Here is a 24340-nt window from a genome sequence, read left to right as displayed (position 1 = left end):
CCACCAATTTCACTGGGGGATGCTAAGGACTTCCGGAGGTCCTATGGGATTGATTGATCTATCCATTCGCCGGCCCGTTTTTGCCTGGGTCATCATGTTTGCTCTCATCGTTTTCGGTGCCATCTGTATGAACCGCATGGGCATCAGTCAGCTGCCAGACGTCGACTTCCCCGTAGTCAGTGTTTCTGTGACGTATGAAGGTGCTGCTCCAGAAATCGTCGAAGCCGAGCTTGTCGACCCTATCGAAGAACGTCTCCTTGCCATTGAAGGCATCAAAGAGATGCGCTCGTCCGCCCGCCAAGGCACGGGTGTTGTCACCTTGGAATTCGACATCAATCGCAATGTGGATGTGGTTCTGCAAGAGGTGCAAACTGCACTCTCCCAACTAAGACTTCCTCAAGGTGTCGACCCTGCTGTCGTCAGAAAGCAAAATCCCGAGGAAGATCCGATCATGATCGTCTCCGTTTATGGTGACGCGACCCTCAAGGATATGCTGAATTGGACCAACAACTACCTTTTGGATCAATTGCGTTTTCTTCCGGGCATTGGCGAGGTCAGTATCGGTGGATTCAGCGTTAGAAATCTGCGTATCTGGTTGGACATCCGAAAGCTTGAACAAAACTATCTGACCGTGAATGACGTGGTCGCGGCCTTAGCCAGTCAGCATATCGAAAGTGCCGCTGGTCAATTCACCGAGAAAGACCGCGAACTGCGCGTTCGTTGGCTGGGCGAAGCCACTAACGTCAAAGAAGTCGGCGACATTCAGATTCTAAATCGTGGCGGTCAGCGTATTCAGGAAAAAGCAATCTACATCCGCGACGTGGCCCGAGTCGAGGATGGCTTGTCAGATATTCGTCGTATTGCACGTTTTGATGGACGTCAGGCCGTCGCAATGCAAATTCGCAAACAACGCGGCACCAATGAAGTTGAAGTTGCGAACGCGGTCTTGGCTAAACTTGCAGAAATCAAAGACAGCTTTCCGAAGGGCTACGATTATCGCATTAACGTCGATTATACCCGCTCCACCGAAGCCACGGTTCACCTGACTCTGGAAAAGTTGTGGGTCGCAGCCCTGATCACCATTGTGATTTGTTTCTTGTTCCTGGGCAGCATTCCAGCTGCGATTAATATTCTGTTCTCGATTCCGACCTCGATTGTCGGGACTTTTACGATTCTTTATTTCTCTGGCTTCACTTTAAATCTGTTCACCCTGCTTGCTTTGACACTCTCGATTTCCATCGTCGTCGATGATGCCATCATGCTTTTGGAAAATATCATACGGCACTACCGCATGGGTAAAAGCTCAGCCAAAGCGGCCTCTGACGGTTCCAAAGAAGTTCTTCCCGCGGCCATCGCAGCAACACTTGCCGTGGTTGCCGTATTCCTGCCAGTTGTTTTCATGGACGGCATTATTGGAAAATTCTTTTTCCAATTCGGGGTCACGATGTGTGCCGCCGTACTTCTTTCACTTTTAGAAGCAGTCACGATCACCCCGATGCGTGCAGCGGCTTTCCTTAGCAGCGAGCCGAAAGTTACCAAGTTCGAGCACAAGCTGGATGTGATCTTTGAAAACTTCGCCCACTTTTATCAGAAGATTCTGCAGCAGACCTTAAAGTGGAAGTACCCGATTGTACTGATTTCGTTGGTACTCTTTGCGATCTCGTTAGTTTTGATCTCCCACGTTCGCCAGGAGTTTGTTCCAGCGCAAGACCAAAACTTTATTATCATCAACGGCCAGGCAGCGCCAGGAACCTCCCTTGAGGCAACAGATAAAATCGCCAAACAGGTTGAAGAGATCCTTCACAAGAATCCGGCCGTTCAAGGGTTTGTCACCTCTATTGGTGGCGGCGGTGGCTCTGCGAACGTAAATCAATTTTTTATGCCTGTAACTCTGAAACCCCGTAAAGAGCGCTCCGTCGGTCACGTGCAAGTGATGAATGAACTTCGTGGGCAGTTTAAGGCAATCAAGGGAGTGCGTATTTCCATGCGTGATGTCTCTGCCAGAAATCTGTCGTCAGGACGCCAGAATCCATTGGCAATCAATCTGCGTGGCTCTGATCTGGAAGTACTGCAAAAAAAATCCGAGGAGCTTATGGAGCGCCTGTCAGCTGAAAAGCTGGCGGTGGATTTGGACAGTGACTTCCGCTCGGGAATTCCAGAACTGATCCTGACCCCGGATCGTAAAGCCATGGCGGATCGTGGAGTTTCAATCGAAACCGTTGGTCAACTTTTACAAGCTGGTATCGGCGGACTTCGTCAGGGTCGCTACACTGCCGACGGCCGCCGTTATGACGTGCGCTTCAAAATTCAGGAAGACCAGATCCAAAAGCCTGAAGACTTTAGAAAGCTCTATGTGCGCAACAACTTCGGAAATCTGATTCCAATGTCACAACTGGTGAACATCAAAGAATCAGGCGCTATCCAAAGCATCAGCCGTGTGAACCGCCAAAGAGCCATCTCGGTTTTTGGTAACTTGTATCCGGGACAATCCCAGGCGGCCGTTCTGCAGCGTACTGCTGCCATTGCCAAAGAGATTCTGCCTCAGGGTTACTCTTACGCCCTGGAAGGTGCTTCAGCAGGCTTCGCGCAGTCATTCCAAAGTCTCTACTCTGCTCTAGCGATCGGTATTTTGGTGGCGTACCTGATCCTGGCGGTTCAGTTTAACTCATTCATCCATCCGATCTCGGTATTGGTGGCTTTGCCATTCAGTGTGAGCGGTGCTTTGATTGCTTTATGGATGTTTGATGTATCCTTGAATCTATTCAGCTTTATCGGCTTGATTGTTCTTATGGGTATCGCGAAAAAGAATTCGATTCTGCTGGTGGAGTTCACGAATCAAGTTCGCCATAAGAACAAAGAAGACAGAAAGAACGTGGTAAAAGCCTTGGTTGAAGCCTGCCCGGTTCGCTTAAGACCGATTCTGATGACCTCGGTTGCAACAGTCGCTGCGGCTACGCCCTTGGTATTTGGATCTGGAATTGGCGCCGAAACCCGCCTGCCGATGGGTTTGACGATTATCGGGGGAACCATTGTTTCAACACTTTTAACCTTGTTCGTGGTTCCGGCGCTGTACTTGATGCTGTCGCCACTTGAAAGAACCAAAGAAGTCGAACTTTAAAAAGCAAAAAGCCCGGGGTGACCCGGGCTTTTTTTATTCTGCAGTTTACAGAATTACTTCGGCATTTTGATTTCATCAGTTTCGCGCTCGTTCAAACCTTTGCTATCAAAATAGATACTGTTCTTACGAGTCACACGATACTGAATCTGTGATTTATGTTTGCGTGGTACATCAGTCACAATTGTTGTACGGGCGGCATTAATCACCGCACTTGTCATCTTGGCTTTTTTCCATTCAGACCAACCACAAGTGCCTGTCCAACCGTATTCACAAACTTCTACAGTGTAATCAAGAACCAGCTGAGCGTTTGGATCTTCTTTACCTGGAATCATCGTCGGATCGATATCCAAAATGAATGTCGGTTTTCCAGCTACCAGGACATAAGATTCCTGACGAATCATATTATTTGAAAGAGGACGCAGGATACGGCTTACAGCTTTGATATCGACTTTTACGTTTTGACCTTCAACTGTCTCACTGGCGATTGCGTAGTTGTTATAACCATTGGAATCAAGAGCAGCAACTTTACCGTTTTGATCAATTTTAACGGTGATACTGTCTTTCTCGTCCGGCAACAATACTGAACCAGAAACATTCACTGTCACTTTGAAGGTCTTTGTTTCAACGATACGACGTCTTGGAACTTCACGTGAGTTTTGGAAAGGAACCTGAACCAGTTTGGTGATATAAAGATCACAAGCTCTTTTTACTTCTTGGCAGGAATTTGAACCGTAACCAAGTTTTGTGATGTTCTCATAACGGCTATTTTCGACAACTAATGTCGCAACACTTTTCTTGATTACGTCTCTGCTTGCGGCAGTGTTAATCTCGCGTGCGAATTCATCCCACGATCTTGGCTTGCTTTTAAAGTAACCTTTTGCAACCAGGTTTTTAGCAGAAACAATACCGATACCTGAAATCGCTTGGTCAAGAGCCGCGGCTTTTTGTTCTCCGGTTGCAGAGTAGAAAGCATCCCAAAGAGCACTCTTACCAGCACCTGCAGAACATTTGAAATCAGAACAAGTCCCTGGAACCACAAAATCCTGATACTCAGCACGTGTGTCAGTGAAATACTCAGTTTCCATCCAAACCATTTCCTGAGTCACTTTAACTTCATCAGTAACTGTACCTTCAGAAACTGCACCGGTAACATTGAAAGCCAACGTACCACGCGTCCATTCGATTTGTGGGGCACTTGCTGGCGCGCGCTCGCCTTCTTTTAGATATACGCCTGAAGTTTGTGAAGGAACCACTTCAAAAGAATTTGTATCTTTATGGGCGCAACCCGCGACCAATGCCAATGCCAAAACACTGCCAAAATAACGATTCATATTTTCTCCTTGATATAACAAGGTTATGTTCTTCGGCATGCAAACGGTAGATCGCGAAGGTCAATTCTGGACTAGAAACATTATGTGCACAGAATAAAAAAGCCGACTCATCGCCGGCTTTTTTTACTCAATTTTCATTCTTATTTTATGGATTCAATTTTAAAAGCGTCTCAACCGTCTTCTTCAATTTATCCACATCAAACGGTTTCTTAATGTAATCATCAGCGCCCAGCTCGAAAGCCTTTTTCATGTCTTCCTCTGATGCCTTACCGGATACAAAAACCAATGGGATCTTTTTCAGATCTTTGTGTTCTTTTAACAACTGGGCTAGTTCAAAACCATTCACCCAAGGAAGACCTACGTCCAGCAAAATCAAATCTACCGGATGATCATCCAAAACGGTTGAAAGTTCCGTGGCATCAGCAGCCAGCTTCGTCACGTAACCTTCGCTCTCAAGGATTCTCTTCATCGCAGAACGCATCGTCTCGTCATCTTCGATGACCAGAATGATTTTTGGATCCAATTTCTTTTTTGCTTCACGAAATTGATCCAAATCAACCACATCCTGGCTTGCAATACGAGCCTTTGTGATCTTCTCAATCTTATTAACCAAATCCTTGGTATTAATGCGTTTATCCTTCATAGATTCCTCGAAAAATTAATGATGCGCTTGAGCTTCCAACCAACGTTCAGCATCGATAGCCGCCATACAGCCCGTACCTGCAGCAGTGATCGCCTGGCGATACACATGATCTTGCACGTCTCCGGCTGCAAAGACACCAGGAATATTTGTATAGGTCGTGTTTGGTTGCGTAACCAAGTAGCCTGTTTCATTCATATCCAGGATACCTTTGAACAAATCCGTCGTCGGTTTGTGACCGATGGCAATGAAAAGTCCAGTTACGTTCATTTCCTGAACTTCACCTGTTTTAAGGTTTTTTACTTTGGCACCAGTCATAGATTTGCCGTCACCCAAAACTTCCGTAACTTCAGAATCCCAGATCACCTGGATCTTCGGATGCTTCATGGTTCTTTCAGCCATGATTTTGGAAGCACGGAAATGATCACGTCTGTGTACCACGTATACTTTTGTGGCAAAACGAGTCAGGAACTGTGCCTCTTCCATTGCTGTATCACCGCCGCCAACAACGATGATTTCCTGATTGCGGAAAAATGCACCGTCACAAGTTGCACAAGCAGACACTCCACGGTTCATGTAAGTTTTTTCAGATGGCAATCCCAAGTACTTCGCACTGGCACCAGTGGAAATGATGATCGATTTTGCCAAATGAAGTTTTTCACCAATCCAAACCTTGAACGGGCGAGCCGAAAAATCCACTTTGGTCACGTTGCGAGTGATAAAGCGCGTACCGAAACGCTCCGCTTGTTTTCTCATAACAGAAATCAAATCCGGGCCTGTGATACCGTGATCAAAACCAGGATAGTTTTCAACTTCAGTCGTGATCATCAACTGACCACCAGCTTCTTCACCCTCGATCATTAGAGGTTCCAAATTTGCACGGCCAGTGTAAATAGCCGAAGTCAGACCCGCAGGTCCTGAGCCGATGATAATGACATTTTCTACTTTTTGATCTTGAGACATACTAATACCCTCTTGAAAAAGAACGCCTAAAGCGTATCACAATTAGGACCCATTTCATTACTTCTTTGCTTGTTTTGGACCGCGTCAGCTACAATAGGACATGCCTGTGATTTCCTTTAAGAAAAACCGCACTCCCATCACCGTTGAAAATGGAGCGAACCTCATGGAAGCCCTGCTTAAAGGCGGGCTCCCCGTTGCGTCTAGCTGCTCTGGGGACGGCGTGTGCGCAAAATGCCGCATCCAGATAGTCTCTGGAGCCGAAAATCTAAGCAGTGAAAATGAAACGGAAAAATTTTTGCGGGAAACAAAGAAGGTCGCCCCTGACAACCGCATCAGTTGTCAGGTTGAAGTCCTGGGCGACGTAACTGTGGACGCAACCTACTGGTGAGGTTTTTGTAAACGCACGAAGTTGATTTTGATACCTTCGCGCAAAAAGATCTTCTCGAAAGCTGTTTCAAAGTTTTCAGCCTTGATCGGTGAGTTGTGCAAATCACGAGTCTCAAAAATAATATTGTATTTTGAAAGACGAATCTCATCCATCGCCCAGTCAAAATAAACCAGGGAATCAGTTTTAAATTCGATAATGGAACCTGGCTTTTGCAGATCAAACAACAAATCCAGATTCAGTTTCTGTACAAACCGGTTCTTAGGCTTCTTCGGGGAAGTCCAAGGATCCGGGAAGTGAATGAACACGTTATCAATTTCACCCGGCTCAAAAATATCCGTCAGATTGAAGGCATGAAAACGCGCAACCGCCGCATTTTTGCAACCGGCTTTGTCTGCTCTGCGAATCGTTTGGATCAAAGGTTTATACTTAAGCTCCAGACCGACAACTGTGCGGTTCGGATTTTTATGCGCATAGTGGGCAAAGTGAGTGCCGTTACCGGTACCAACTTCAAGATCCATGGGCACAGCCGCAGCTGTCTTAAAAACATTGGAACGCCATTTACCTTTATTCGCCAAAACACGAATCTCATCAAACGCAATATGCGAGTACTCCCCATTCAAAGCCAACGTATAGTCCGTTTGGTGAGGAAGGTCTGCGGTAACATTAATTCTGCGTTTCGTGGAAATTGGAGCGTCTGTCATGCCCCACTAGTTAGACTCTGGAACCTCAGCGGTCAAGCTTTTCACCGTGAAGGGGGTGCGGCTCTGATATGGCTGCAAACGAATCGGGCAATCAGGCATATCACACTCTGGGCAGTAGGATTTTTTACAAGGGTCCAAATGGAAAGCGAGCTCTCCATCAAAAACGTAATCCTTAACCACGGACTTTTCGAACTCCAATGTCTCCCCGTGAGCCTTACTGATGTCCCAGTATTCAGGCACTACCAAATGGGCATCCACGTGATGAAACCGGCCATTTCGCATAATACGCAATTGATGAATGTTGATGATTCCAGGCTGGCGATTTTTCTCCAAAGCCCCACACAAATCCTGCAAGGAGGATTCGCTGATTTCATCCATCAAACCACCCATGGATTCACGGACAATATTGTATCCCGACCAAGCCAGGTGCAAACCAATCAAAATGGCGATCACCGGGTCAATCCACTGAATATCCGTCAGTAAAACCAACCCCAAGCCGACGATCACGCCTGCCGTCGTGATCACGTCAGACAGCACGTGCACACCACTGGCTTTTAGGGCGTCGGACTGATGGGTTTTACCCACATGTTTCAAATACAATCCCAGCAACAAATTCAGCAATGCCGCCACAGAAACAATGGCCATACCGATTTCCAACTTTTGCGGTGGAGCCGGGAATATCAAGGACTTTACAGATTCGTAGATAATCAGAATCGAAGCAGAGAGCACCAATCCACCCTCAAAAGTGGCAGAAAAATACTCGGCCTTTCCATGCCCATAGGGATGTTCCCGGTCCGCTGGTTGCGCGGAGATACGGATCACATACAAAGCCACCAGGGAGGCAACCACATTCACGATGCTTTCCAAAGCATCCGACAGAACTGCCGCAGATCCCGTCATACGGTAAGCCGCAACCTTCAAGGAGAAAATCGCAATGCTTGCCAATGCGGAAACCCACGCTGCGCGATTGCGAATCTTATCTGAAACTGTAATGGATTGAGTCACCATAAGAGGGTTTTCGTAAATCCCCTCACTTGAGTCAACGATTTAATATTTTGGCAAAATTAGCTGGCTGTTTTTTTACGATTCTGCGCTGGAGGCAGAATTTCGACAACTTTGTTTTCTTCGGGATGATAGTGGCAAACTTGATTGCGTCCGCGGCGTTTTGCATCGTAAAGAGCATGATCGGCGCGGCGAACCAGCTCCTTGGCGCTGATGCTCTCCCCTGGAACTGTAATTGCAAATCCCAAAGAGGCCGTCAGTTTGATGGAGTCTTCACCCGTTTTAAAGGTGGTTTTCTCGATATTTTCACGCAGGCGTTCGCAGAAATGCATCGCACCTTCGTGGTTTGTCTCGGTCAATACCACAAGGAATTCGTCACCACCGTAGCGCGCCGGAATATCAATGTTCCGAGTGCAGGCACGGATGATTTTTCCCACTTCCGAAAGTACGAAACTTCCGAACAAATGGTCATGACCGTCATTCACGGTTTTGAAATAGTCCATGTCCATCATCACCACGCAGACGTCACGACCAAAGCGTTTCGCACGCTCCATCTCGAAATCAAGGCGCTGGTATAAGGAACGCATGTTGTACAGACTGGTCAGATCGTCCGTATCCACCATTTCTTTTAGTTTTTCATTCGCAAAAAGCAATTGTTCATGAAGATCACGGATACGAAGTTGCGAGCGAATTCGCGCCAGCAATTCAAGAGGTACAAATGGCTTTACGATATAGTCATCAGCACCTGAATCCAGGGCTTCAATGATCGCTTCTGTATGAGAGTTTTCAGAGACGAAAACGCAGGAAACATGCGACAAACGTTCGCGGATCGTGCGTAGAACGCGAAGGCCCGCCATTGACTGCGCCATCCAATCCAAAATGACCACATGAGGAATCCACGACTCAATCAGCTTGTGAGCTTCACTTTCAGTCGTGACACCACGGGCATCGTAGCCCTCCCAACGGAGAGGCTCCAGCAAGATTTCCAAGCTGTCTGGATCGTCGTCGATTACTAGAATACGGCGACTTTTAGGATTTTTGTTACCAGTTTCAAAACCACTCATCTACACACCAGTATAACTTTGACGTTCTCTTCGGTTTAGTTCTGGCTCTAGTTGAGTCCAAAATTCAGTCTTATGTACTGGGTTAAATTTGCCCCGTTCCGCTGGGCTTTCGTTGGGTCACCTGGGGTGGGAGAGGTGGTGCGATTTTCTTCGGACAGTCCTCGCTCGACTTAGTTCAGGGTTTCCATTCTGACTTTTGGCTCGCTGCGGAACTTGAAACTCGCACCACCTCCCCCACCCCGGGCTCCAACGAGACTTTGGGAGGAGCAATCTTACTGATTATTAGACTCAATAGGATTCAATTAGGGTAAAAGATTAAAGAGAAATGCATTGAGACGCCTGAGGTTTTCTCGGAGGTTGGGCGGTGGGTCCTGGGGGTATCGGTCATGGCTTGGTTTCTCGTTGAAATGTTTAGGGTTTTTCGATAGTTATGTTGGATCTGATTGGGTCCTTTTTTGGGGTGATTTTTATGAGTTTGAATTTTACTGAGATCGAGAAGAAGTGGCAGAAAAAGTGGGCGGATGCGGAGGCGTTTAAAGCCGAGAGCACATCTTCCAAACCGAAGTACTATGCATTGGATATGTTCCCTTATCCATCTGGCTCTGGTTTGCATATCGGGCACATGGCTTCTTACACTCCGGGTGACATCGTTTCCCGTTACAAGCGTGCCAAAGGCTTCAACGTTCTTCATCCGATGGGTTACGATGCGTTTGGTTTGCCGGCAGAGCAATACGCAATTCAAACTGGTATTCACCCTGCTATTACTACTGAAAAAGCGATCGAAAGCTTCCGCAAGACTCTTCAGTCTTTTGGTTTCAGCTTTGACTGGAGCCGTGAAATTTCCACGGCAGAACCAAAATACTACAAGTGGACACAATTCATTTTCTTGAAACTCTATGAGCGTGGCCTGGCTTATCAAAAAGAAGTTCCTGTGAACTGGTGCCCAGAACTTAAAACAGTTTTGGCAAATGACGAGGTCATCGACGGTAAATCCGAGCGTGGCGGTCACCCGGTGATCCGCGTTCCAATGAAGCAGTGGATGCTTAAGATCACAGACTACGCTGAACGTCTTTTGAATGACTTGGATAAAGTTGACTGGCCTGAACGCACTAAAGAAGCGCAACGCAATTGGATTGGAAAATCCGAAGGTGCACGCGTAACTTTTAAAGTAAAAGACGAAACGGATATTTCATTTGAAGTGTTCACGACCCGCCCCGACACATTGTTTGGTGTGACTTTTATGGTCATGGCGCCGGAACATCCGCTGGTTAAAAGAATCACGACTCAACCTCAAGCCTCGTCAGTTGAGGACTATGTCCTGGCAACTTCTCGCAAGTCTGAAGTTGAGCGTAAAGCGACGACTGAAAAAACGGGCGTATTCACTGGGGCCCACGCCATCAACCCAATCAATGGCGAAAAAATTGAGATCTGGATCGCCGACTACGTCCTTACGGATTACGGAACAGGTGCCATCATGGCAGTTCCTGGTCACGATGGCCGTGATCACGAATTCGCAACCCAATTCCATCTTCCTATTGTTCGCGTACTTGAAGGTGGCGATACATTGCCATTCGAAGGCGAAGGCAAACTTGTAAACTCTGGCTTTCTAAATGGCCTTTCCAAGTCTGAGGCGATCAGCAAAATGATCGCACACCTTGAAAACGGCAAAATGGGGACACGCGAAGTTCAATACAAACTGCGCGACTGGCTATTCTCCCGTCAGCGTTACTGGGGCGAACCGTTCCCGATCGTAAATCTTGAAGGCGGGAAACAAATGGGAGTTCCATACAACGAACTTCCCGTGGTGCTTCCTGAGGTCGCAGACTATGAACCATCCGAAACTGGTGAGGCCCCGCTTGCCAAAATTCAGGAATGGGTCACCTATAAGGGCAAAAACGGAGAAACAGGTCGACGCGAAACCGACACGATGCCAGGAGCCGCAGGTTCTTCTTGGTACTTCCTGCGCTACATTGATCCCAACAATGACGTGGCACCATTCGATGCGAAAGCTGAAAAATACTGGATGCCCGTGGATCTTTACGTAGGGGGACCTGAGCATACTGTGGGTCACTTGTTGTATTCACGTTTTTGGATGAAGGTTCTGTTCGACTGTGGCTTGGTCACGCACGATGAACCGTTCAAAAAACTGGCTCACCAAGGTATGATCCTGGGACCAGACAATCAAAAAATGTCAAAATCCCGTGGAAACGTGATTTCACCGGAAGACGTGGCGAAGACCCACGGAGCTGACTCGCTTAGAACGTTTATCAGTTTCATGGGACCTTTGAATGCCGACAAACCTTGGTCCCCAACAGGGATCGACGGAGTTAAGCGCTTCTTGGATCGCGTAAGCCGCCTGGCTGTTTCTGACGACGGTAATTATGTTGCGACTAAAGAGGCCTTACCGCCGGCAATTGAGAAATTACTTCATAAAACAATCAAAAAGGTCACTGACGACATTGAATCCATGAGCTTTAACACAGCGATTGCGGCGATGATGATCCTGGTAAACGACCTTTACAAGGCAGACTGCCGTTCTGAATTGGCTCTAAAACCACTAGCTCAGATCCTGGCGCCTTTTGCTCCGCATTTGGCTGAAGAATTGTGGGAAAAAATGGGCGGCCAAGGACTTTGCTCTTTGGCTCCGTGGCCAAGTTATGATAGTAACCTTTGCGCTGATGACACTGTGACAATCGGCGTGCAGGTAAATGGCAAAATGCGCGGCACGATCGAAATCGGAGTTGCTGCTTCTGAAGAGGAAGCACTGACTGCGGCGAGAGCCGTGCCTGGTGTTAATTCTGCACTTTCTGGCAAAGATCCTGATAAAGTGATCTACAAAGCTGGGAAGATTTTGAATCTTATTATCAAAGCATAGGGCCTAAATGGTTGGCCCTGGCTAAACAAGGTGAGGGCCAACGGAAATGTCAAATTGGAGTCCTGAAAAAAGCGCGGCGCTTTACGGTATCAACAACTGGGGCAACGGTTATTTCAGAATTAACTCAACGGGAACTGTTTCAGTTACTCCGATGGGTGCAAGCGGTCCTTCTGTGGACCTTCACGAATTGACTCAAGATCTTTTGGACCGCGGTATCCGCGTTCCTATCATGATCAGATTTCCAGACATCATCAAATCTCGCGTTGAGCTTTTGAACGGCTGCTTTAAAAAAGCATTTGCTGATCATGGTTACAAAGGTAACTATAACGGCGTCTACCCGATCAAAGTGAATCAACAGCGTCACTTGGTTCAGGAATTAGTAAAATACGGCAAAGACTTCAGCATGGGTCTTGAGTGCGGTTCCAAACCAGAGCTTCTGGTGGTTCTTGCATTGATGAACACTGAGAATGCACTCATCATCTGCAACGGCTTCAAAGATGCTGAGTACATCGAGACAGCTATTCTTTCTCAAAAACTAGGTCGCAACACCATCATCGTTGTCGACCGTAAAGAAGAACTAAAAATGATCGTGGACGTGGCGAAGAAATTCAACACTCGTCCAAAAATCGGTTTCCGCGCGAAATTGAACACTCAAGGTGCCGGCAAATGGGTTGACTCGTCTGGCGCGCGCTCTAAGTTCGGTTTGACTGCAACTGAGATCGTGGACGGCGTTGAATACTTGAAAGCTGAAGGCATGCTAGAGTGCTTGGAACTGATGCATTACCACATCGGCTCCCAAGTTCCTGCGATCCAATCGATCAAATCTTCCCTTAAAGAAGGCGCGCGTTTCTATACAGAGCTTTATAAAATGGGCGCAACTGGCCTAAAATTCCTGGATGTGGGCGGCGGTCTTGGTATTGACTACGACGGTTCTGGCCACTCTGACAGCTCTGTAAACTACTCTGAGCAAGAATACGCCAACGACATCGTTTCCGTTGTGCAAACTCTTTGCGATGAAAAATCCATCCCACATCCAAATATCGTGACTGAGTCTGGCCGCTTCCTGGTAGCCCATCACTCCGTCTTGGTATTTAACGTTATGGGCGTGAATGATCTTCACCGCCATGAGCCACCTCGTCCTGCGACTAAATCTGATCCATCGATCATGCAAGACATGCAGTACATCTTTGAAAAAGTGAACAAAGACAACATCAACGAGTGCTTCAATGACCTTGAGCAATCCAAAAATGAAACTTTGCAACTTTTCACTTACGGCGTTCTTTCACTGGAACAACGTGCGTGGTGTGAATCCATGTACTTCACTATCGCAACTAAGATGGTGAAACTGGCAAAAACAGTTCCTGACACAGAAGACATCATCGCGGCACTTAAAAAAGAATTGTGCGATACCTACTATTCAAACTTTTCATTGTTCCAATCCCTTCCGGATTCTTGGGCCGTGGGTCAGTTGTTCCCGGTATTGCCAATCCATCGCTTAGGCGAGGAGCCAGTGCGCGAAGCAACTTTGGCGGATTTGACTTGTGACTCTGACGGTGTGATTGAAAAATTCATCGATACTGAATCTGGCGAGCCTGCAGAAACTATCCGTCTGCACAAATTCACTGATGGCGAACAATACTACCTGGGTGTGTTCCTGACTGGCGCATACCAAGAGATCCTGGGAGACCTTCATAACTTGTTCGGCGATACTGATGCGGTTCATATTTCCCTAAACGGCGTGGGCTATACAATTGACCACTACGTTCCGGGTGACACTGTGACTGAGGTATTGTCCTACGTTCAGTACGGCCGCTCTGAAATGGTCGACAGCGTTCGTCAAGCAACGGAAGAATCCATCCAAAAAGGTTCGATCACAAAGCAGGAAGCCAAGCTTTTGATCAAACACTACGAAGAAGGTCTATCCGGTTACACATATCTTGAAGAAGCTGAATAAGCTGAAAAATAGAAAGCCGATTCATCACCTGAATCGGCTTTTTTTATATCTCTGCTCAACTAGACTTATTAAATTCTTTTTGCCTAATCATAAGCAACTCGCGCAGTCCTGCCGTTAATTCCCTCCCTAGAGCCAGTCATCGCACAGGACCATATACCAATTCACCATCCTGTTTGATTTCACCTTTTGACCGTTAAAGTCCCGATTGAAAAGCTTTTAAAAGGCAAACATCTGTGGGGCGCATTCTCTATGAAATTTCTGTTTTCATCCTTGGTTATTCTTTTGAGTTCAATTACCGGAGCAGCTCATGCTGAACCCACACCCGGCCCCGTTGTTGATCCAACATCCATCTGCAATGGTGAAGTTTGCTCTGAGCCGATGATTAATATCGTCGATGGTTTTCGCGATGGCCAAGGTGGCTTTGCTGACGAATCCCTGACTGGCTATTCCGGGAAATGCTTTCATCTAAGCCCTCACTACAACGCCGATAAAGCCCACCACGGTGGTTTCATTTTCGACAAATCCCAGGCACCCGTTGGAATTGCCGGAAGATTTAATTTCTTCTACGAGGAAGACCCCTATTCAGGAATGAGCGCTCAGGAAATGAAAGACGGCTTTGTTCAATCCGGCGGCAATCTAAGCCCGGGAATGGAAACCGCGAACGACGTGCAGCTGGCCCACATCTATGATGAAACTGACATTCGCTACTGGTATCGCAGCGATGCGACCAAAAGAAATCTATTCGTCATTGGCAGTACTTCGGACAAAAGCGGTAACGTTGCTGCTGCTGTCTTTTGCAAAATGAATCGCCACTAATCAATCGTCTAAAACCATCGTCTTATTTCAGCCCGACTTGGATCAATGTCGGGCGTGTTTTCTGAAATATTCCGAACTCCCCATGAGGGACTTCCCCGGAAAGTATGTCATCCTGAACTCATCAAGACGAGGAGTTTAAGATGCAAAGTTCAAACTACCATCCCCAACGACGTCGTGATTCAGAAAATCGATCCATCCAAAGAGAGCGCAGAGTACTGGAATTCTCTCCCGAAGACAGAGCTCGGAGAGAGGAAATCCTGCAGAATCGCGCCGAAGCCAGACACCGATTCGAAAAGAAAGTCCGCAACGAAAGGGAGTACCATCGCCGCGAAAATCGCGAGGACGAAACACAATCGCGGTTCTATGACTACGATGAAAATCGCAGACATGAACGCTATGCCTCTCCGGATTTCAATTCAGGCTATGGGCACGATGCCAACCGCCCACTCCCCCGGGACTTCGTCGCAAGTTCAAATTACGAAGAAGAACTGCGAATGCGTGACATGGCGGAACAGGATTGGACGGATCATGATTTCCATCCGGCCCAAAAAGACTATCATCGCAACGATTCCAGAATTCAGGATGAGTTAGCCCATGTCATTGCCCGACACAGGGGCATTGACGGTCGGGATATCGAAGTTGAAGTGATTGACGGGATTGTCACCCTGTCGGGATTTGTTCCGGAAAGACAAATGCGTTATCTTGCTGAGGACATCTCCGCCAATTGCTTCGGAGTGATTGACGTAAACAATAATTTAAAAGTTCACAGAAATTCGGATGCCGAAGCCCGCTTCGGCGGAAGAAGAACATTTGGACGTCGCCCGTAATTGCGGCTCGAAGACCAAATGAAAAAGGGCAACTTACAAAGTTGCCCTTTTTTCTTTTCGCGGACTTGTCCGCCGAAGCCTTGACGAAGGCGGATTACATTTTTGCGTCGAAAGCGTCTCGAACTGCCTTACCGATATTGTTCAGTAGGGTCAGAGTTACAACCATTGCAACCAATGGTCCCCACACCAACCAACCAGCGATGGTTGCCCATTTCTGAGCTTGAGCCATCATCTCACCCCATGATGGAGTTGGCGGAACAAGTCCCAGACCCAAATAGTCCAACATGGAAAGCGCATACACGTTTGCAGAGATTGCGAACGGAGCGAAAGTGATAATCGGAGTCAGTGCATTCGGCAGGATATGACCTGCGATAATGCGCGAGTGAGTGGCACCAATGGCTTTCGCTGCTTCCACGTATTCACGTTTACGCAATGAAAGGAACTGGGCACGCATGTAAGCTGCAATCCCCGTCCAACCCAAAATCGCACTCAATGCTGCCAGCAATACGATATTTGGAGTGAAGATGGAGATGATTGTGATCAATACAAATAGATATGGTACAGATTCAACAACCTCGACCACACGTTGACCAACCAAGTCCACGCGACCACCCATGTAACCCATCACTGAACCAATTGTGATACCAATTGCATAAGTGAAGAACCACGCACCGATCGCGAAGATCATTGTATAACGGAAACCGTAAAGAAGACGAGTCGTTACGTCACGACCACTCTCATCCGTACCCAACCAGTTTTGTTTGGTTGGAGCTGATGGATAAGTTTCAACTGCTTTATTGCTTTCGTAGGGATCCCATTGGATCACCGGCCATACTGACCAGTCGCCCTCTTTCATTTCCAAAGAACGATAGTCCATCACGTAAATATCGGTGCGACCCAATTCTGACGGATGGTAGTCTTTGAACAACGGGAAATAAGTTTGACCGTTGTAGTGCAGGATATGCGGACGATTGTTCGCCCATAGCTCTGCAGTGAAACTGAAGAAGAACATTGCAAGTAAAACCCAAACGGAGATAACGGCAATGCGATCGCGCTTAAAGCGTTTATAACGTTTAAGCGTTAGCTCATTCTTAATAAGGTGTTTTTCAATTGGATCTATCATTTGAAATCAATCCTTGGGTCGATAAGCACGTAGATAACGTCGCTCAGGATACGACCAACCATCATCAACATCGCAGAAATAAACGTAATACCCATGATAACATTGTAGTCACGAGCCAATACCGATTGGTAACCAAGCAAACCCATACCATCAAGGTTGAACATCTGCTCGATAATCAATGAACCAGCAAGGAACACACCCAAGAAACCACCCAAGCCAGTAGCGATTGGGATCAAAGCGTTTCTAAGAGCATGTTTATAAACCACAACCTTTTCAGCCAAACCTTTCGCACGTGCCGTACGAACAAAGTCAGACTTAATAATATCCAACATGGAGTTTCTCATAAGCGTGGAAAGCTCTGTGAAACCACCAATTGTATAACAGATCAAAGGAAGAATCATGTGGTGAGCGCGATCCAGGAAACGACCCCATGAAGACATGGATTCATAGTCATCGGATTGCAAACCACCCAGCGGGAACCAATTTGTTCTGCCGGCGAAATAGATCAACGCAATACCCAAGATCAATGGCGGAATAGCGTAGGTAAAGTTCAACAACAAAGTCGTTGCTTTATCGAAGCCCTCGCCTGCCTTGATGGCTTTGCGAACCCCAAGAGGGATACAGACCATGTAAGTGATAAATAGAGTGAACAAACCAAAGGTCAAAGAAACCGGCAGTTTGCTCTTAATGACATCAATAACCGGCTCTTGATAGGTGAAGCTTTCACCGAAATCCAGGCGCGAGATATTTTTTAGCCAGATAACATAGCGTACGTGCATTGGCTTATCGAAACCATATTGTTTCTTCAAAGCCTCAATAACTTCCTCGTTCACAGCCGTGTCGCCACGGCCGCCAACGCTGGATGCTCCGCCGCCGCCCCCAGCAGCACCCGCACCAAAGCGGATGGCTTGAAGCTTTTGTTCAATAGGGCTCCCCGGAGCCAAATTGATGAGCACAAAAGTTACAATCGTGATCCCGAAAAAAGTCGGGATCATTAGCATTAATCGACGGATCAGGTATACGAACAAGGTTCTACTCCCGAGATTTAACTATTAAGGTTTAACCCACCAGTAGTCTTTACCAACTTCGTATTTGAATGTCTCTGCAGGCATGCCCATGCGGGATGAATTTGCATAAAATTCATACTTATCGTTGAAAAGGAACGCGTAGGGAGCGTCTTCAGCGATCTTTGCGTATACTTTTTTCAGCATCGCAACACGTTTAGCTTTGTTTGGCTCAACGCGAGCATCTTCGATCAGCTTGTCAACTTCAGGATTTTTGTAAGCGATGAAGTTGGATCCGCCTGGGATCGCGCTGGAAGAATGCCAGATTTGCTTAGGATCTGGATCTACGGAGCCACCGCCCCAACCCATTGTCACAGCGTCGAAGTTTCCGTCATCAACCAATTTCAGGAATGAGTTCCACTCTAGGTACTTCAATTCCATGTCGATACCGGCTTTTTTCAAATCTTCGCGGTACATAGTCCAGTACTTCTCCACGTCTTTATTTGCGTAGATAAGAGAGAACTTGAATTCCATTTTTTTGCCGTTAACAGTTTTCTCAAGAACACCGTTTTTATCAGCGTCAGCCCAGCCGGATTTAGTCAAAAGCTCTTGAGCTTTCTTAGGGTTGTATTCAACCACTTTGTTACCCGGATTGTATTCAGATCTGATGTAAACAGCACCGTTGGCAAGGTCAGACATGCCGTAACGGAATTTTTTGTTCATTTCGTCGCGGTTCAACAAGTGAGCAAGAGCAAAACGAACATTTTTGTCCTGGAATAGCTCTTTACGTTGATTCCAACCCACGAAACCAAAGGATTTCGGAGCATCGTTCGCAACTTTATGTTTGATGATAACTTTGCCCCAAGCCGGGCCAGTCGTTTTCTTCATGAAGGATTCGATACGAAGATCGATGTAGTCCAACTCGCCTTTTTCAGCTCTTACCAACGTTGCGTTTTCGTCTTTGAAGAAGCGCATTGTGATAGTGTCGAAATTGTAAGTGCCTTTGTAAGCTGGAGCAGCATTGCTGTGCCATTTATCAAATTTCTTAAGCTGGATCATTTGACCACGGTCAAATTTCATCATTTTGTATGGACCAGAGCACACTAGCTCACGATTCATTCTTTTTGATTTAGCCACATCGGAGTAGATGTGCTTAGGAATGATCGTCAAACCAGCCGCTGACTCGAAGTTTTTAAAGTAAGAGTCTTTAGCGTAGAATTTAACAGTGTGTGGATCAACGATCTCTACTTTAGCCAAACCTTCGTAGTATGGACGAAGATGTGCAGCTTCGTAAGTTGGATTGAAGATCGCGTCGAAAGAGAACTTAACGTCCTCAGCAGTAACAGGTTTGCCGTCATGGAAAACCGCGTTTTTATTCAAATGGAATGTGAATACTTTATTGTCTTTGGAAACTTCCCATTTTTCTGCCAAACGAGCTTTCCACTCATATGTGTCAGAATCACGAGTCAACAAACCTTCACAAACATAAGCCTGAACAGCTGATGCGTAAGTATCTGTGCTTGTGATTGGGTGAACTGTAGGTGGCTCACCGCCAAGATTGATAACGAAATTTCCGCCTTGTGGTGCAGATGCATTCGGTGCAGTTGCGAAAGCGGGAGCGGTCAAAGCTGAACTCAAAATGAGTAGCAGAAGAGCCTTCATATTCATTGTGTTTCCTCCAAAGAATTTCGCTGGGAATTGAATAGTTCCCAAAGTGGGCTTAAAATGGGTTATGCGCCAAAAATAATCAAGTTATTGCTCGATTGACACGTTGTTTAAATGCTATAGATTCTAGCGCATTTTCAAGGAGATAAGCAATGTCTGAAAAGACAGAAAAAACTGCACCAAAATTTGATCCAACGACAACCATCTCTGCAGAATTTGGGATCTTCGGAATCCCAATGACTGAGGAAGAATCCAAAGTGGTTTTGGTCCCAGTTCCCTGGGAAGTCACGACGTCCTATGGCGAAGGAGCCTCCCGCGGCCCTCAGATCATCCGTGATGCCAGCGAACAGATCGATCTTTTCGATATCGAAGTCGGCAAAGCCTATGAAGCAGGCTATCACATGCGTGAATTGTCGGACGATTTGTTAAAAATGAACGACAAATACAAAGCCGTTGCCCAAGAATTAATCGGAATGCGCACCAGCATGAGCGATGACACAGCTAAAATGGACAAACTGGCTGCTGACGTAAACGCTGCTTGCGAAAAAATGTCACAATGGGTTTACGATCAATGTTCGGATGTCTTGAACAAAGGCAAACTTCTAGGCATGGTCGGCGGTGACCACTCCACTCCACTGGGTGCTATCCGCGCTGTCAGCGACAAGTTCAAAGGCGACTTTGGTGTGTTGCACATTGATGCCCACGCAGATTTGCGCGTGGCTTATCAAGGCTTCAAACAATCCCACGCCTCCATCATGTACAACGTGATGATGGACCCGAAGAAACCAAAAAAATTGGTTCAAGTCGGAATCCGTGACTTCTGCGAGGAAGAGTACGATTTCTCTGAATCCCGCGAAGACATTAAAACATTCTATGACCTTGAACTTAAGCGCCGCATGTTGAAAGGCGAAACTTGGGAGCAAGTTTGTAAAGACATTCTGAAAGAGCTACCTCAGAACGTATACATCTCGTTTGATATCGATGGTCTTGATCCAGTTTACTGCCCGCACACAGGAACACCGGTTCCAGGCGGAATGACAGTGGATCAGATCTTCTTCTTGTTCCGTGAAATCCATGCTTCAGGTCGCAAGTTGATCGCATTCGACTTGAATGAAGTTTCCACAGGTGGCTTGGAACCCCATGAAGTTGAGTGGGATGGCAACGTGGGCGCTCGTATTCTTTATAAAATGTGCGGCTGGTTGGTAAAATCAAATGCTTAAGATTTACGAATACGCGAAATGCTCGACCTGCGTAAAAGCACTTAAGTTTTTGGACTCCAAAAAAGTCACTTACCAAAAACTTCCGATCGTCGACAAAGCTCCGTCCCAGACGGAGCTTAAGAAAATGCTGACTGCGCTGAAAGAGCGCGGTGGCTCTATCCGCAATTTGTTCAACACTTCCGGCGTGATGTACAAAGAGATGAAAATGAGCGAAAAGCTTCCGACTATGTCTGAAACTGAAGCCATCAAACTGCTTTCTGAAAACGGTAAGCTTGTTAAACGCCCCTTCGTCCTGAGCGACGATGTGGCCTTGGTGGGCTTCAAAGAAGACGAGTGGAAAAAATCTTTCTAAGATATCGGCTCCCTTTTTGTATTGCTGTGCATGACAAAAAAGGAGCTGTTACCTGAGCCTACTCGCAATGAGCTGGCCCTAGATCCCTAAGCGAGTTTCTTCGCAAATGCCTGTGCCATAATTAATTTGAAAGAGGAGGTTTTTATGATCAGCCTCTCAGTTGTCATCATTACAATGGTTATTGTGTTGGGCGCACTTTGGATGATAATCAAATTTAATAAAGGTGAATCGCTCGATCGAAAATATCGAAGTGATTCTAAAAAATTCCAATCGAACCAACACGTACGAAAACAGCACCAGCATCAACGACAACAACAGAAACCAAAACCCTCTACACCAGGGCCTGTTGTCTGATGAAATTTAGCTAGATGGCGAACTTCAGCTGGGATGAGTCGTTAGGCTCGTCCTTTTTCTTCTCTTGTCCCAAGCGTACTCCCAAGCCAATCAATCGAACTGCAACAGCCCGTCGATGCCACGCTTTCTCCAACAGACGTTCAAAGTCCTCTACATTTGGCGTCCCTTGAATGACTTCTTCATGAGTCGTGGATTTGAAATCAAAGAACTTAAGTTTCACGACCATACCTTTGATTCTGTCCTGATAGTGCCCGCGCTCCAATCTCCCGATAAAATCTTCGTACAAACCCGGTATGCGGGCTTGGCACTCCTCGAATGTCAGCAGATCCTTGTTATAAGTTTCCTCAACAGTCAGGGATTTGCGCTCCCACTCGGTGATGACTTCGCGGTGGTCAACACCCCGGGAGTAATCAAAAAGATCCTGCGCGCGGGAGCCAAACCAACGATGCAGTTCAGATACTGAATAATTCTGAATATCGCCCAGTGTGTGCAACCCAATATCGTGCATCTTTTGTGCAGTGACTTTGCCGACACCAAAAATCTTCTCAACCGGAAGATCTTTTACGAAGGATTCAACATCCTGTGGTCGCACTACGAATTGCCCGTTAGGCTTTTTCCAGTCGCTGGCGATCTTCGCCAAAAACTTATTCGGAGCAATCCCCGCTGATGCGGTTAAATTCAACTCAGTAAAAATCAGACGGCGAATTTCCTGGGCAATCAGCGTGGCACTGCCCCCGAATTGAGTGCACTCGGTAACATCCAGATAGGCTTCATCCAAGGACAACGGCTCGATCTTTTTAGTGAAACGCTCAAAGATTTCGCGAACCTTGCGGCTTTCTTCTTTATACAAATCAAAATGCGGGGGAATTAAAATCAACTGCGGGCACAGGCGCACGGCCTGCGAAGAAGGCATCGCCGAGCGCACGCCAAACTTGCGCGCTTCGTAACTGGCTGTACACAATACACTTCGTGAATTCGGAGGACCGCCAATACCCAAAGGTTTGCCTTTGAGTTGCGGATTAAATTTAACCTCGACGGCTGCATAGAAGCAGTCCATATCCACGTGGATAATCTTCTTCATTTACACATTATTTACACATCAAGGGGTATCGGTCAAGTGGGGTCTGCCTCTAGGTCCGTAGCGATCTGCTCTGCGACAGGAGATATCTGTTTAGCACCCACAAACTTTGCCGAAATCATGGCGTGGGCTTTTTCAGCCACAACACCGCGATCTTCATTTGGGTCTGGGTAAAGGATATCCAGGTATTCGATTTCTGCTTCCACGGTTTTCAAGCGCAAGGTCTTCCAGAAGTATTCGCCAAACGACGTATCACCGTACCAGCAAACCGCATCGCGATTTGCTGTATTAAATTCCTCGCCATTAATCTTTCTGAAATTGATAACCACGGGTTGTACCGGCACGCCCGCTTCGGCTGCTGCCATCATCAAGGTCTTCTTAAATGGCAGAACCTTGTCACCATTGGTGGAGGTTGCCTCCGGATAAAGAACGATATTCAAACCATCTTTCAAAGAGTCTGAAAGACGCTTCATCTCTGTCAAAATTTTCGTGCGACTGCGCCGCTCAACATAGAAGCAGCCAGCAAGCTCCGTCACAAGCCCCAGCACTGGGGTTTCGCGCATTTCGTTGGAAGTGATAAAGGACATCGGCTCGATTCCCGCAAGCATCAGGATATCCACAAAGCCCATGTGATTCGCGACCAATAAACTGCCTGCATGTTTTTTCGCCGGCTTATTGATGACTTTCAATTTAATAGACAGGGCATTGCGCGCGATCAATCCGCAATAGCGGCTGGCATTTGCCGAAAATCTACGGCGACGCTTATTTTTATCACGAACTACCACCGCGATAGAAAGCGATTTGATCATATAAACGATCAAATAGAATAGAAAGATGCACGTTTTTACTAGGCCACGAAGAGTCGATGTAATTGCTTCCACAAGACTATTATAGAATGCCTAACGGCAAAACCGTCAAGTCAGGTTTAATATAGCAGGGATCCTCGGATAAGGTCCTAAACTAAAGTTGGTTAAGATCCCATCTTAAAACGCTTCCAAAGCGCGCTATTCAAATCCTCGCGCTGAAGAATCGTCAGAAAGTCCACACAGCGATAGTCGCGGTCCCAAGCTGGCTCGCCACCGACGTAGGCGCCGATCTTCAAATAGGCACGACACAATGGTGGCATCAACGTTTCGGCCTGCTCTTTTTGAGCTTCCGAAAGACCGTCCTGATACTGAGCCTTGCTTTCTCTTAGGTTGGGCATGGAATAATCCGTCGTTGGGCGCACTTGAAATACCTCTGCAACCCGGTCTTCGTTTTCAAAATAAGCCTGTAGCAAAGCCGCTTCCTCAGGGTTTTCCGTCGGTACTGTTGCGCATCCAAACAAGATCTTGGCATCCGTGGCGTTCATGTACTCTGCAATTCCACGCCATAGCATGGAAATCACGGCTCCCCTGCGGAATTCTTTGGCGATGCAAGCACGACCCAATTCGATTTTCACACCAGGTTGCTGCAACAAGGTCGTGATATTGAATTCATTGGCAGAATAAAAGTTGTTCGTATGGAGAGAGCAACGAATGCGATAGGTTCCGATGACGTTTCCTGAACGCTTTTCTTTGATCACAAGATGATCGCAGTCAAAATCGTAAGCATCCATGTCCAGACGCCCGGATTTTTTGCCCAGCATTTCCGTGTGAAACACTTCCCAACGCAGGCTCAAAGCCTCGCGCAGCTCTTCAGAGGTATCTACGGTCTTTAGAATAAAAGGTCCCACTTCAACATTTAGATTAATCTTGGATTTGAATTTATGAAGTCTGTGCGTACGAACCTGATAAAAGGACTGAAGTGCTGTAAACATTCTGAAATTCCTCCGTTGAATCCAGAATCAGCATAGCGACCTTCGAATCCTGACATTGTCATAAGAA

Annotated in this window: 21 protein-coding genes; 9 read left to right on the top strand and 12 right to left on the bottom strand. The window is 46.8% G+C overall.

Translation table 11 applies throughout. The features are described 5' to 3' along the window. Positions 1-43 precede the first annotated feature (43 nt). Positions 44-3118: an efflux RND transporter permease subunit gene (locus ACLVWR_RS08025; protein WP_413583280.1), complete on the top strand. Its 3075-nt coding sequence runs from the start codon at positions 44-46 to the stop codon at positions 3116-3118. Between the two features lie 53 nt (positions 3119-3171). Here the strand turns inward: ACLVWR_RS08025 and ACLVWR_RS08020 are convergent, their stop codons facing one another. The 3 genes from ACLVWR_RS08020 to trxB all read right to left on the bottom strand — a co-directional run bounded on the left by ACLVWR_RS08020 (position 3172) and on the right by trxB (position 6052). Beyond that, the gene (locus ACLVWR_RS08020; RefSeq protein WP_413583279.1) at positions 3172-4449 is read right to left on the bottom strand and encodes a hypothetical protein; all 1278 of its coding nucleotides are present in this window, start codon (positions 4447-4449) and stop codon (positions 3172-3174) included. Between the two features lie 145 nt (positions 4450-4594). Next, positions 4595-5092: a response regulator gene (locus ACLVWR_RS08015; protein ID WP_340598494.1), complete on the bottom strand. Its 498-nt coding sequence runs from the start codon at positions 5090-5092 to the stop codon at positions 4595-4597. 15 nt (positions 5093-5107) lie between these two features. Further along, positions 5108-6052 (bottom strand): thioredoxin-disulfide reductase, encoded by a 945-nt coding sequence (gene trxB, locus ACLVWR_RS08010; protein ID WP_340598493.1) that lies wholly within the window; start codon positions 6050-6052, stop codon positions 5108-5110. Between the two features lie 100 nt (positions 6053-6152). Between trxB and ACLVWR_RS08005 the strand changes: the two genes are divergently transcribed. Further along, entirely contained in the window at positions 6153-6440 is a 288-nt protein-coding gene (locus ACLVWR_RS08005; protein WP_413583278.1) for a 2Fe-2S iron-sulfur cluster-binding protein, read from the top strand. Here ACLVWR_RS08005 and trmB read toward each other — a convergent pair. Genes trmB through ACLVWR_RS07990 form a run of 3 tightly spaced genes read right to left on the bottom strand, consistent with a single transcriptional unit; the run spans position 6431 to position 9207 of the window. Further along, positions 6431-7141, bottom strand: a complete 711-nt coding sequence (trmB, locus tag ACLVWR_RS08000; RefSeq protein WP_413583277.1) for a tRNA (guanine(46)-N(7))-methyltransferase TrmB — start codon at positions 7139-7141, stop codon at positions 6431-6433. The genes ACLVWR_RS08005 and trmB overlap by 10 nt on opposite strands. Positions 7142-7147: 6 nt before the next feature. Next, a complete protein-coding gene (locus ACLVWR_RS07995; RefSeq protein WP_413583276.1) occupies positions 7148-8149 on the bottom strand; it encodes a cation diffusion facilitator family transporter in 1002 nt (333 codons plus the stop codon). 56 nt (positions 8150-8205) lie between these two features. Continuing rightward, a complete protein-coding gene (locus ACLVWR_RS07990) occupies positions 8206-9207 on the bottom strand; it encodes a diguanylate cyclase (protein ID WP_340598489.1) in 1002 nt (333 codons plus the stop codon). 469 nt (positions 9208-9676) lie between these two features. Between ACLVWR_RS07990 and leuS the strand changes: the two genes are divergently transcribed. From leuS to ACLVWR_RS07970, 4 genes are all read left to right on the top strand, one after another. Then, on the top strand, positions 9677-12082 hold the full coding sequence (gene leuS, locus ACLVWR_RS07985; RefSeq protein ID WP_413583275.1) for a leucine--tRNA ligase: 2406 nt from the start codon (positions 9677-9679) through the stop codon (positions 12080-12082). A 46-nt stretch (positions 12083-12128) separates the two neighbouring features. Further along, the gene (gene speA / locus ACLVWR_RS07980; RefSeq protein WP_413583274.1) at positions 12129-14036 is read left to right on the top strand and encodes a biosynthetic arginine decarboxylase; all 1908 of its coding nucleotides are present in this window, start codon (positions 12129-12131) and stop codon (positions 14034-14036) included. A gap of 249 nt (positions 14037-14285) precedes the next feature. Further along, complete coding sequence (locus ACLVWR_RS07975; RefSeq protein WP_413583273.1) at positions 14286-14852, top strand: hypothetical protein; 567 nt, start codon at positions 14286-14288, stop codon at positions 14850-14852. 140 nt (positions 14853-14992) lie between these two features. Then, positions 14993-15679, top strand: coding sequence for a BON domain-containing protein (locus ACLVWR_RS07970; protein ID WP_413583272.1), 687 nt, complete (start codon positions 14993-14995; stop codon positions 15677-15679). A 94-nt stretch (positions 15680-15773) separates the two neighbouring features. On the opposite strand, the gene ACLVWR_RS07965 is transcribed toward ACLVWR_RS07970, so the two are convergent. Genes ACLVWR_RS07965 through ACLVWR_RS07955 form a run of 3 tightly spaced genes read right to left on the bottom strand, consistent with a single transcriptional unit; the run spans position 15774 to position 19474 of the window. Next, a complete protein-coding gene (locus tag ACLVWR_RS07965; protein ID WP_340598484.1) occupies positions 15774-16802 on the bottom strand; it encodes an ABC transporter permease subunit in 1029 nt (342 codons plus the stop codon). Beyond that, positions 16799-17830, bottom strand: coding sequence for an ABC transporter permease subunit (locus ACLVWR_RS07960; protein WP_413583271.1), 1032 nt, complete (start codon positions 17828-17830; stop codon positions 16799-16801). Before ACLVWR_RS07960 ends, ACLVWR_RS07965 begins: the two co-directional genes overlap by 4 nt. A 24-nt stretch (positions 17831-17854) precedes the next feature. Continuing rightward, a complete protein-coding gene (locus ACLVWR_RS07955; RefSeq protein ID WP_340598482.1) occupies positions 17855-19474 on the bottom strand; it encodes a peptide-binding protein in 1620 nt (539 codons plus the stop codon). Positions 19475-19623: 149 nt separating this feature from the next. Between ACLVWR_RS07955 and ACLVWR_RS07950 the strand changes: the two genes are divergently transcribed. From ACLVWR_RS07950 to ACLVWR_RS07940, 3 genes are all read left to right on the top strand, one after another. Then, positions 19624-20691 (top strand): agmatinase family protein, encoded by a 1068-nt coding sequence (locus tag ACLVWR_RS07950; protein ID WP_413583270.1) that lies wholly within the window; start codon positions 19624-19626, stop codon positions 20689-20691. Continuing rightward, complete coding sequence (locus ACLVWR_RS07945; RefSeq protein WP_413583269.1) at positions 20684-21043, top strand: arsenate reductase family protein; 360 nt, start codon at positions 20684-20686, stop codon at positions 21041-21043. The genes ACLVWR_RS07950 and ACLVWR_RS07945 overlap by 8 nt, the downstream gene beginning before the upstream one ends. A 223-nt stretch (positions 21044-21266) precedes the next feature. Then, on the top strand, positions 21267-21407 hold the full coding sequence (locus ACLVWR_RS07940; RefSeq protein ID WP_413583268.1) for a hypothetical protein: 141 nt from the start codon (positions 21267-21269) through the stop codon (positions 21405-21407). Here the strand turns inward: ACLVWR_RS07940 and dinB are convergent, their stop codons facing one another. The 3 genes from dinB to ACLVWR_RS07925 form a co-directional block, all read right to left on the bottom strand. Next, entirely contained in the window at positions 21408-22478 is a 1071-nt protein-coding gene (gene dinB, locus ACLVWR_RS07935) for a DNA polymerase IV (RefSeq protein WP_413583267.1), read from the bottom strand. A gap of 32 nt (positions 22479-22510) precedes the next feature. Beyond that, positions 22511-23284, bottom strand: coding sequence for a 1-acyl-sn-glycerol-3-phosphate acyltransferase (locus tag ACLVWR_RS07930; protein ID WP_413583266.1), 774 nt, complete (start codon positions 23282-23284; stop codon positions 22511-22513). Positions 23285-23445: 161 nt separating this feature from the next. Then, positions 23446-24273 carry a GNAT family N-acetyltransferase gene (locus ACLVWR_RS07925; RefSeq protein WP_413583265.1) on the bottom strand — a complete coding sequence of 276 codons (828 nt, stop codon included), beginning with the start codon at positions 24271-24273 and terminating at the stop codon, positions 23446-23448. Between the last annotated feature and the right edge of the window lie 67 nt (positions 24274-24340).

It is taken from the genome of Bdellovibrio sp. HCB288 (genome assembly GCF_047305935.1).
GTDB lineage: Bacteria > Bdellovibrionota > Bdellovibrionia > Bdellovibrionales > Bdellovibrionaceae > Bdellovibrio.
The sequence above is the reverse complement of the archived record's forward strand: the minus strand, read 5'-3'. Positions and strand labels throughout refer to the sequence as shown.

Excerpts from the sequence above, each read along its gene's own strand:
- ACLVWR_RS07965 (WP_340598484.1), bottom strand. The coding sequence starts at position 16,802 with ATGATAGATCCAATTGAAAAACACCTTATTAAGAATGAGCTAACGCTT.
- ACLVWR_RS07950 (WP_413583270.1), top strand. The coding sequence starts at position 19,624 with ATGTCTGAAAAGACAGAAAAAACTGCACCAAAATTTGATCCAACGACA.
- ACLVWR_RS08015 (WP_340598494.1), bottom strand. The coding sequence starts at position 5,092 with ATGAAGGATAAACGCATTAATACCAAGGATTTGGTTAATAAGATTGAG.
- ACLVWR_RS07995 (WP_413583276.1), bottom strand. The coding sequence starts at position 8,149 with ATGGTGACTCAATCCATTACAGTTTCAGATAAGATTCGCAATCGCGCA.
- ACLVWR_RS08005 (WP_413583278.1), top strand. The coding sequence starts at position 6,153 with ATGCCTGTGATTTCCTTTAAGAAAAACCGCACTCCCATCACCGTTGAA.
- dinB (WP_413583267.1), bottom strand. The coding sequence starts at position 22,478 with ATGAAGAAGATTATCCACGTGGATATGGACTGCTTCTATGCAGCCGTC.
- leuS (WP_413583275.1), top strand. The coding sequence starts at position 9,677 with ATGAGTTTGAATTTTACTGAGATCGAGAAGAAGTGGCAGAAAAAGTGG.
- ACLVWR_RS08020 (WP_413583279.1), bottom strand. The coding sequence starts at position 4,449 with ATGAATCGTTATTTTGGCAGTGTTTTGGCATTGGCATTGGTCGCGGGT.
- ACLVWR_RS07970 (WP_413583272.1), top strand. The coding sequence starts at position 14,993 with ATGCAAAGTTCAAACTACCATCCCCAACGACGTCGTGATTCAGAAAAT.
- ACLVWR_RS07945 (WP_413583269.1), top strand. The coding sequence starts at position 20,684 with ATGCTTAAGATTTACGAATACGCGAAATGCTCGACCTGCGTAAAAGCA.
- trxB (WP_340598493.1), bottom strand. The coding sequence starts at position 6,052 with ATGTCTCAAGATCAAAAAGTAGAAAATGTCATTATCATCGGCTCAGGA.
- ACLVWR_RS07975 (WP_413583273.1), top strand. The coding sequence starts at position 14,286 with ATGAAATTTCTGTTTTCATCCTTGGTTATTCTTTTGAGTTCAATTACC.
- ACLVWR_RS07925 (WP_413583265.1), bottom strand. The coding sequence starts at position 24,273 with ATGTTTACAGCACTTCAGTCCTTTTATCAGGTTCGTACGCACAGACTT.
- ACLVWR_RS07930 (WP_413583266.1), bottom strand. The coding sequence starts at position 23,284 with ATGATCAAATCGCTTTCTATCGCGGTGGTAGTTCGTGATAAAAATAAG.
- speA (WP_413583274.1), top strand. The coding sequence starts at position 12,129 with ATGTCAAATTGGAGTCCTGAAAAAAGCGCGGCGCTTTACGGTATCAAC.
- ACLVWR_RS07955 (WP_340598482.1), bottom strand. The coding sequence starts at position 19,474 with ATGAATATGAAGGCTCTTCTGCTACTCATTTTGAGTTCAGCTTTGACC.
- ACLVWR_RS08025 (WP_413583280.1), top strand. The coding sequence starts at position 44 with ATGGGATTGATTGATCTATCCATTCGCCGGCCCGTTTTTGCCTGGGTC.
- trmB (WP_413583277.1), bottom strand. The coding sequence starts at position 7,141 with ATGACAGACGCTCCAATTTCCACGAAACGCAGAATTAATGTTACCGCA.
- ACLVWR_RS07990 (WP_340598489.1), bottom strand. The coding sequence starts at position 9,207 with ATGAGTGGTTTTGAAACTGGTAACAAAAATCCTAAAAGTCGCCGTATT.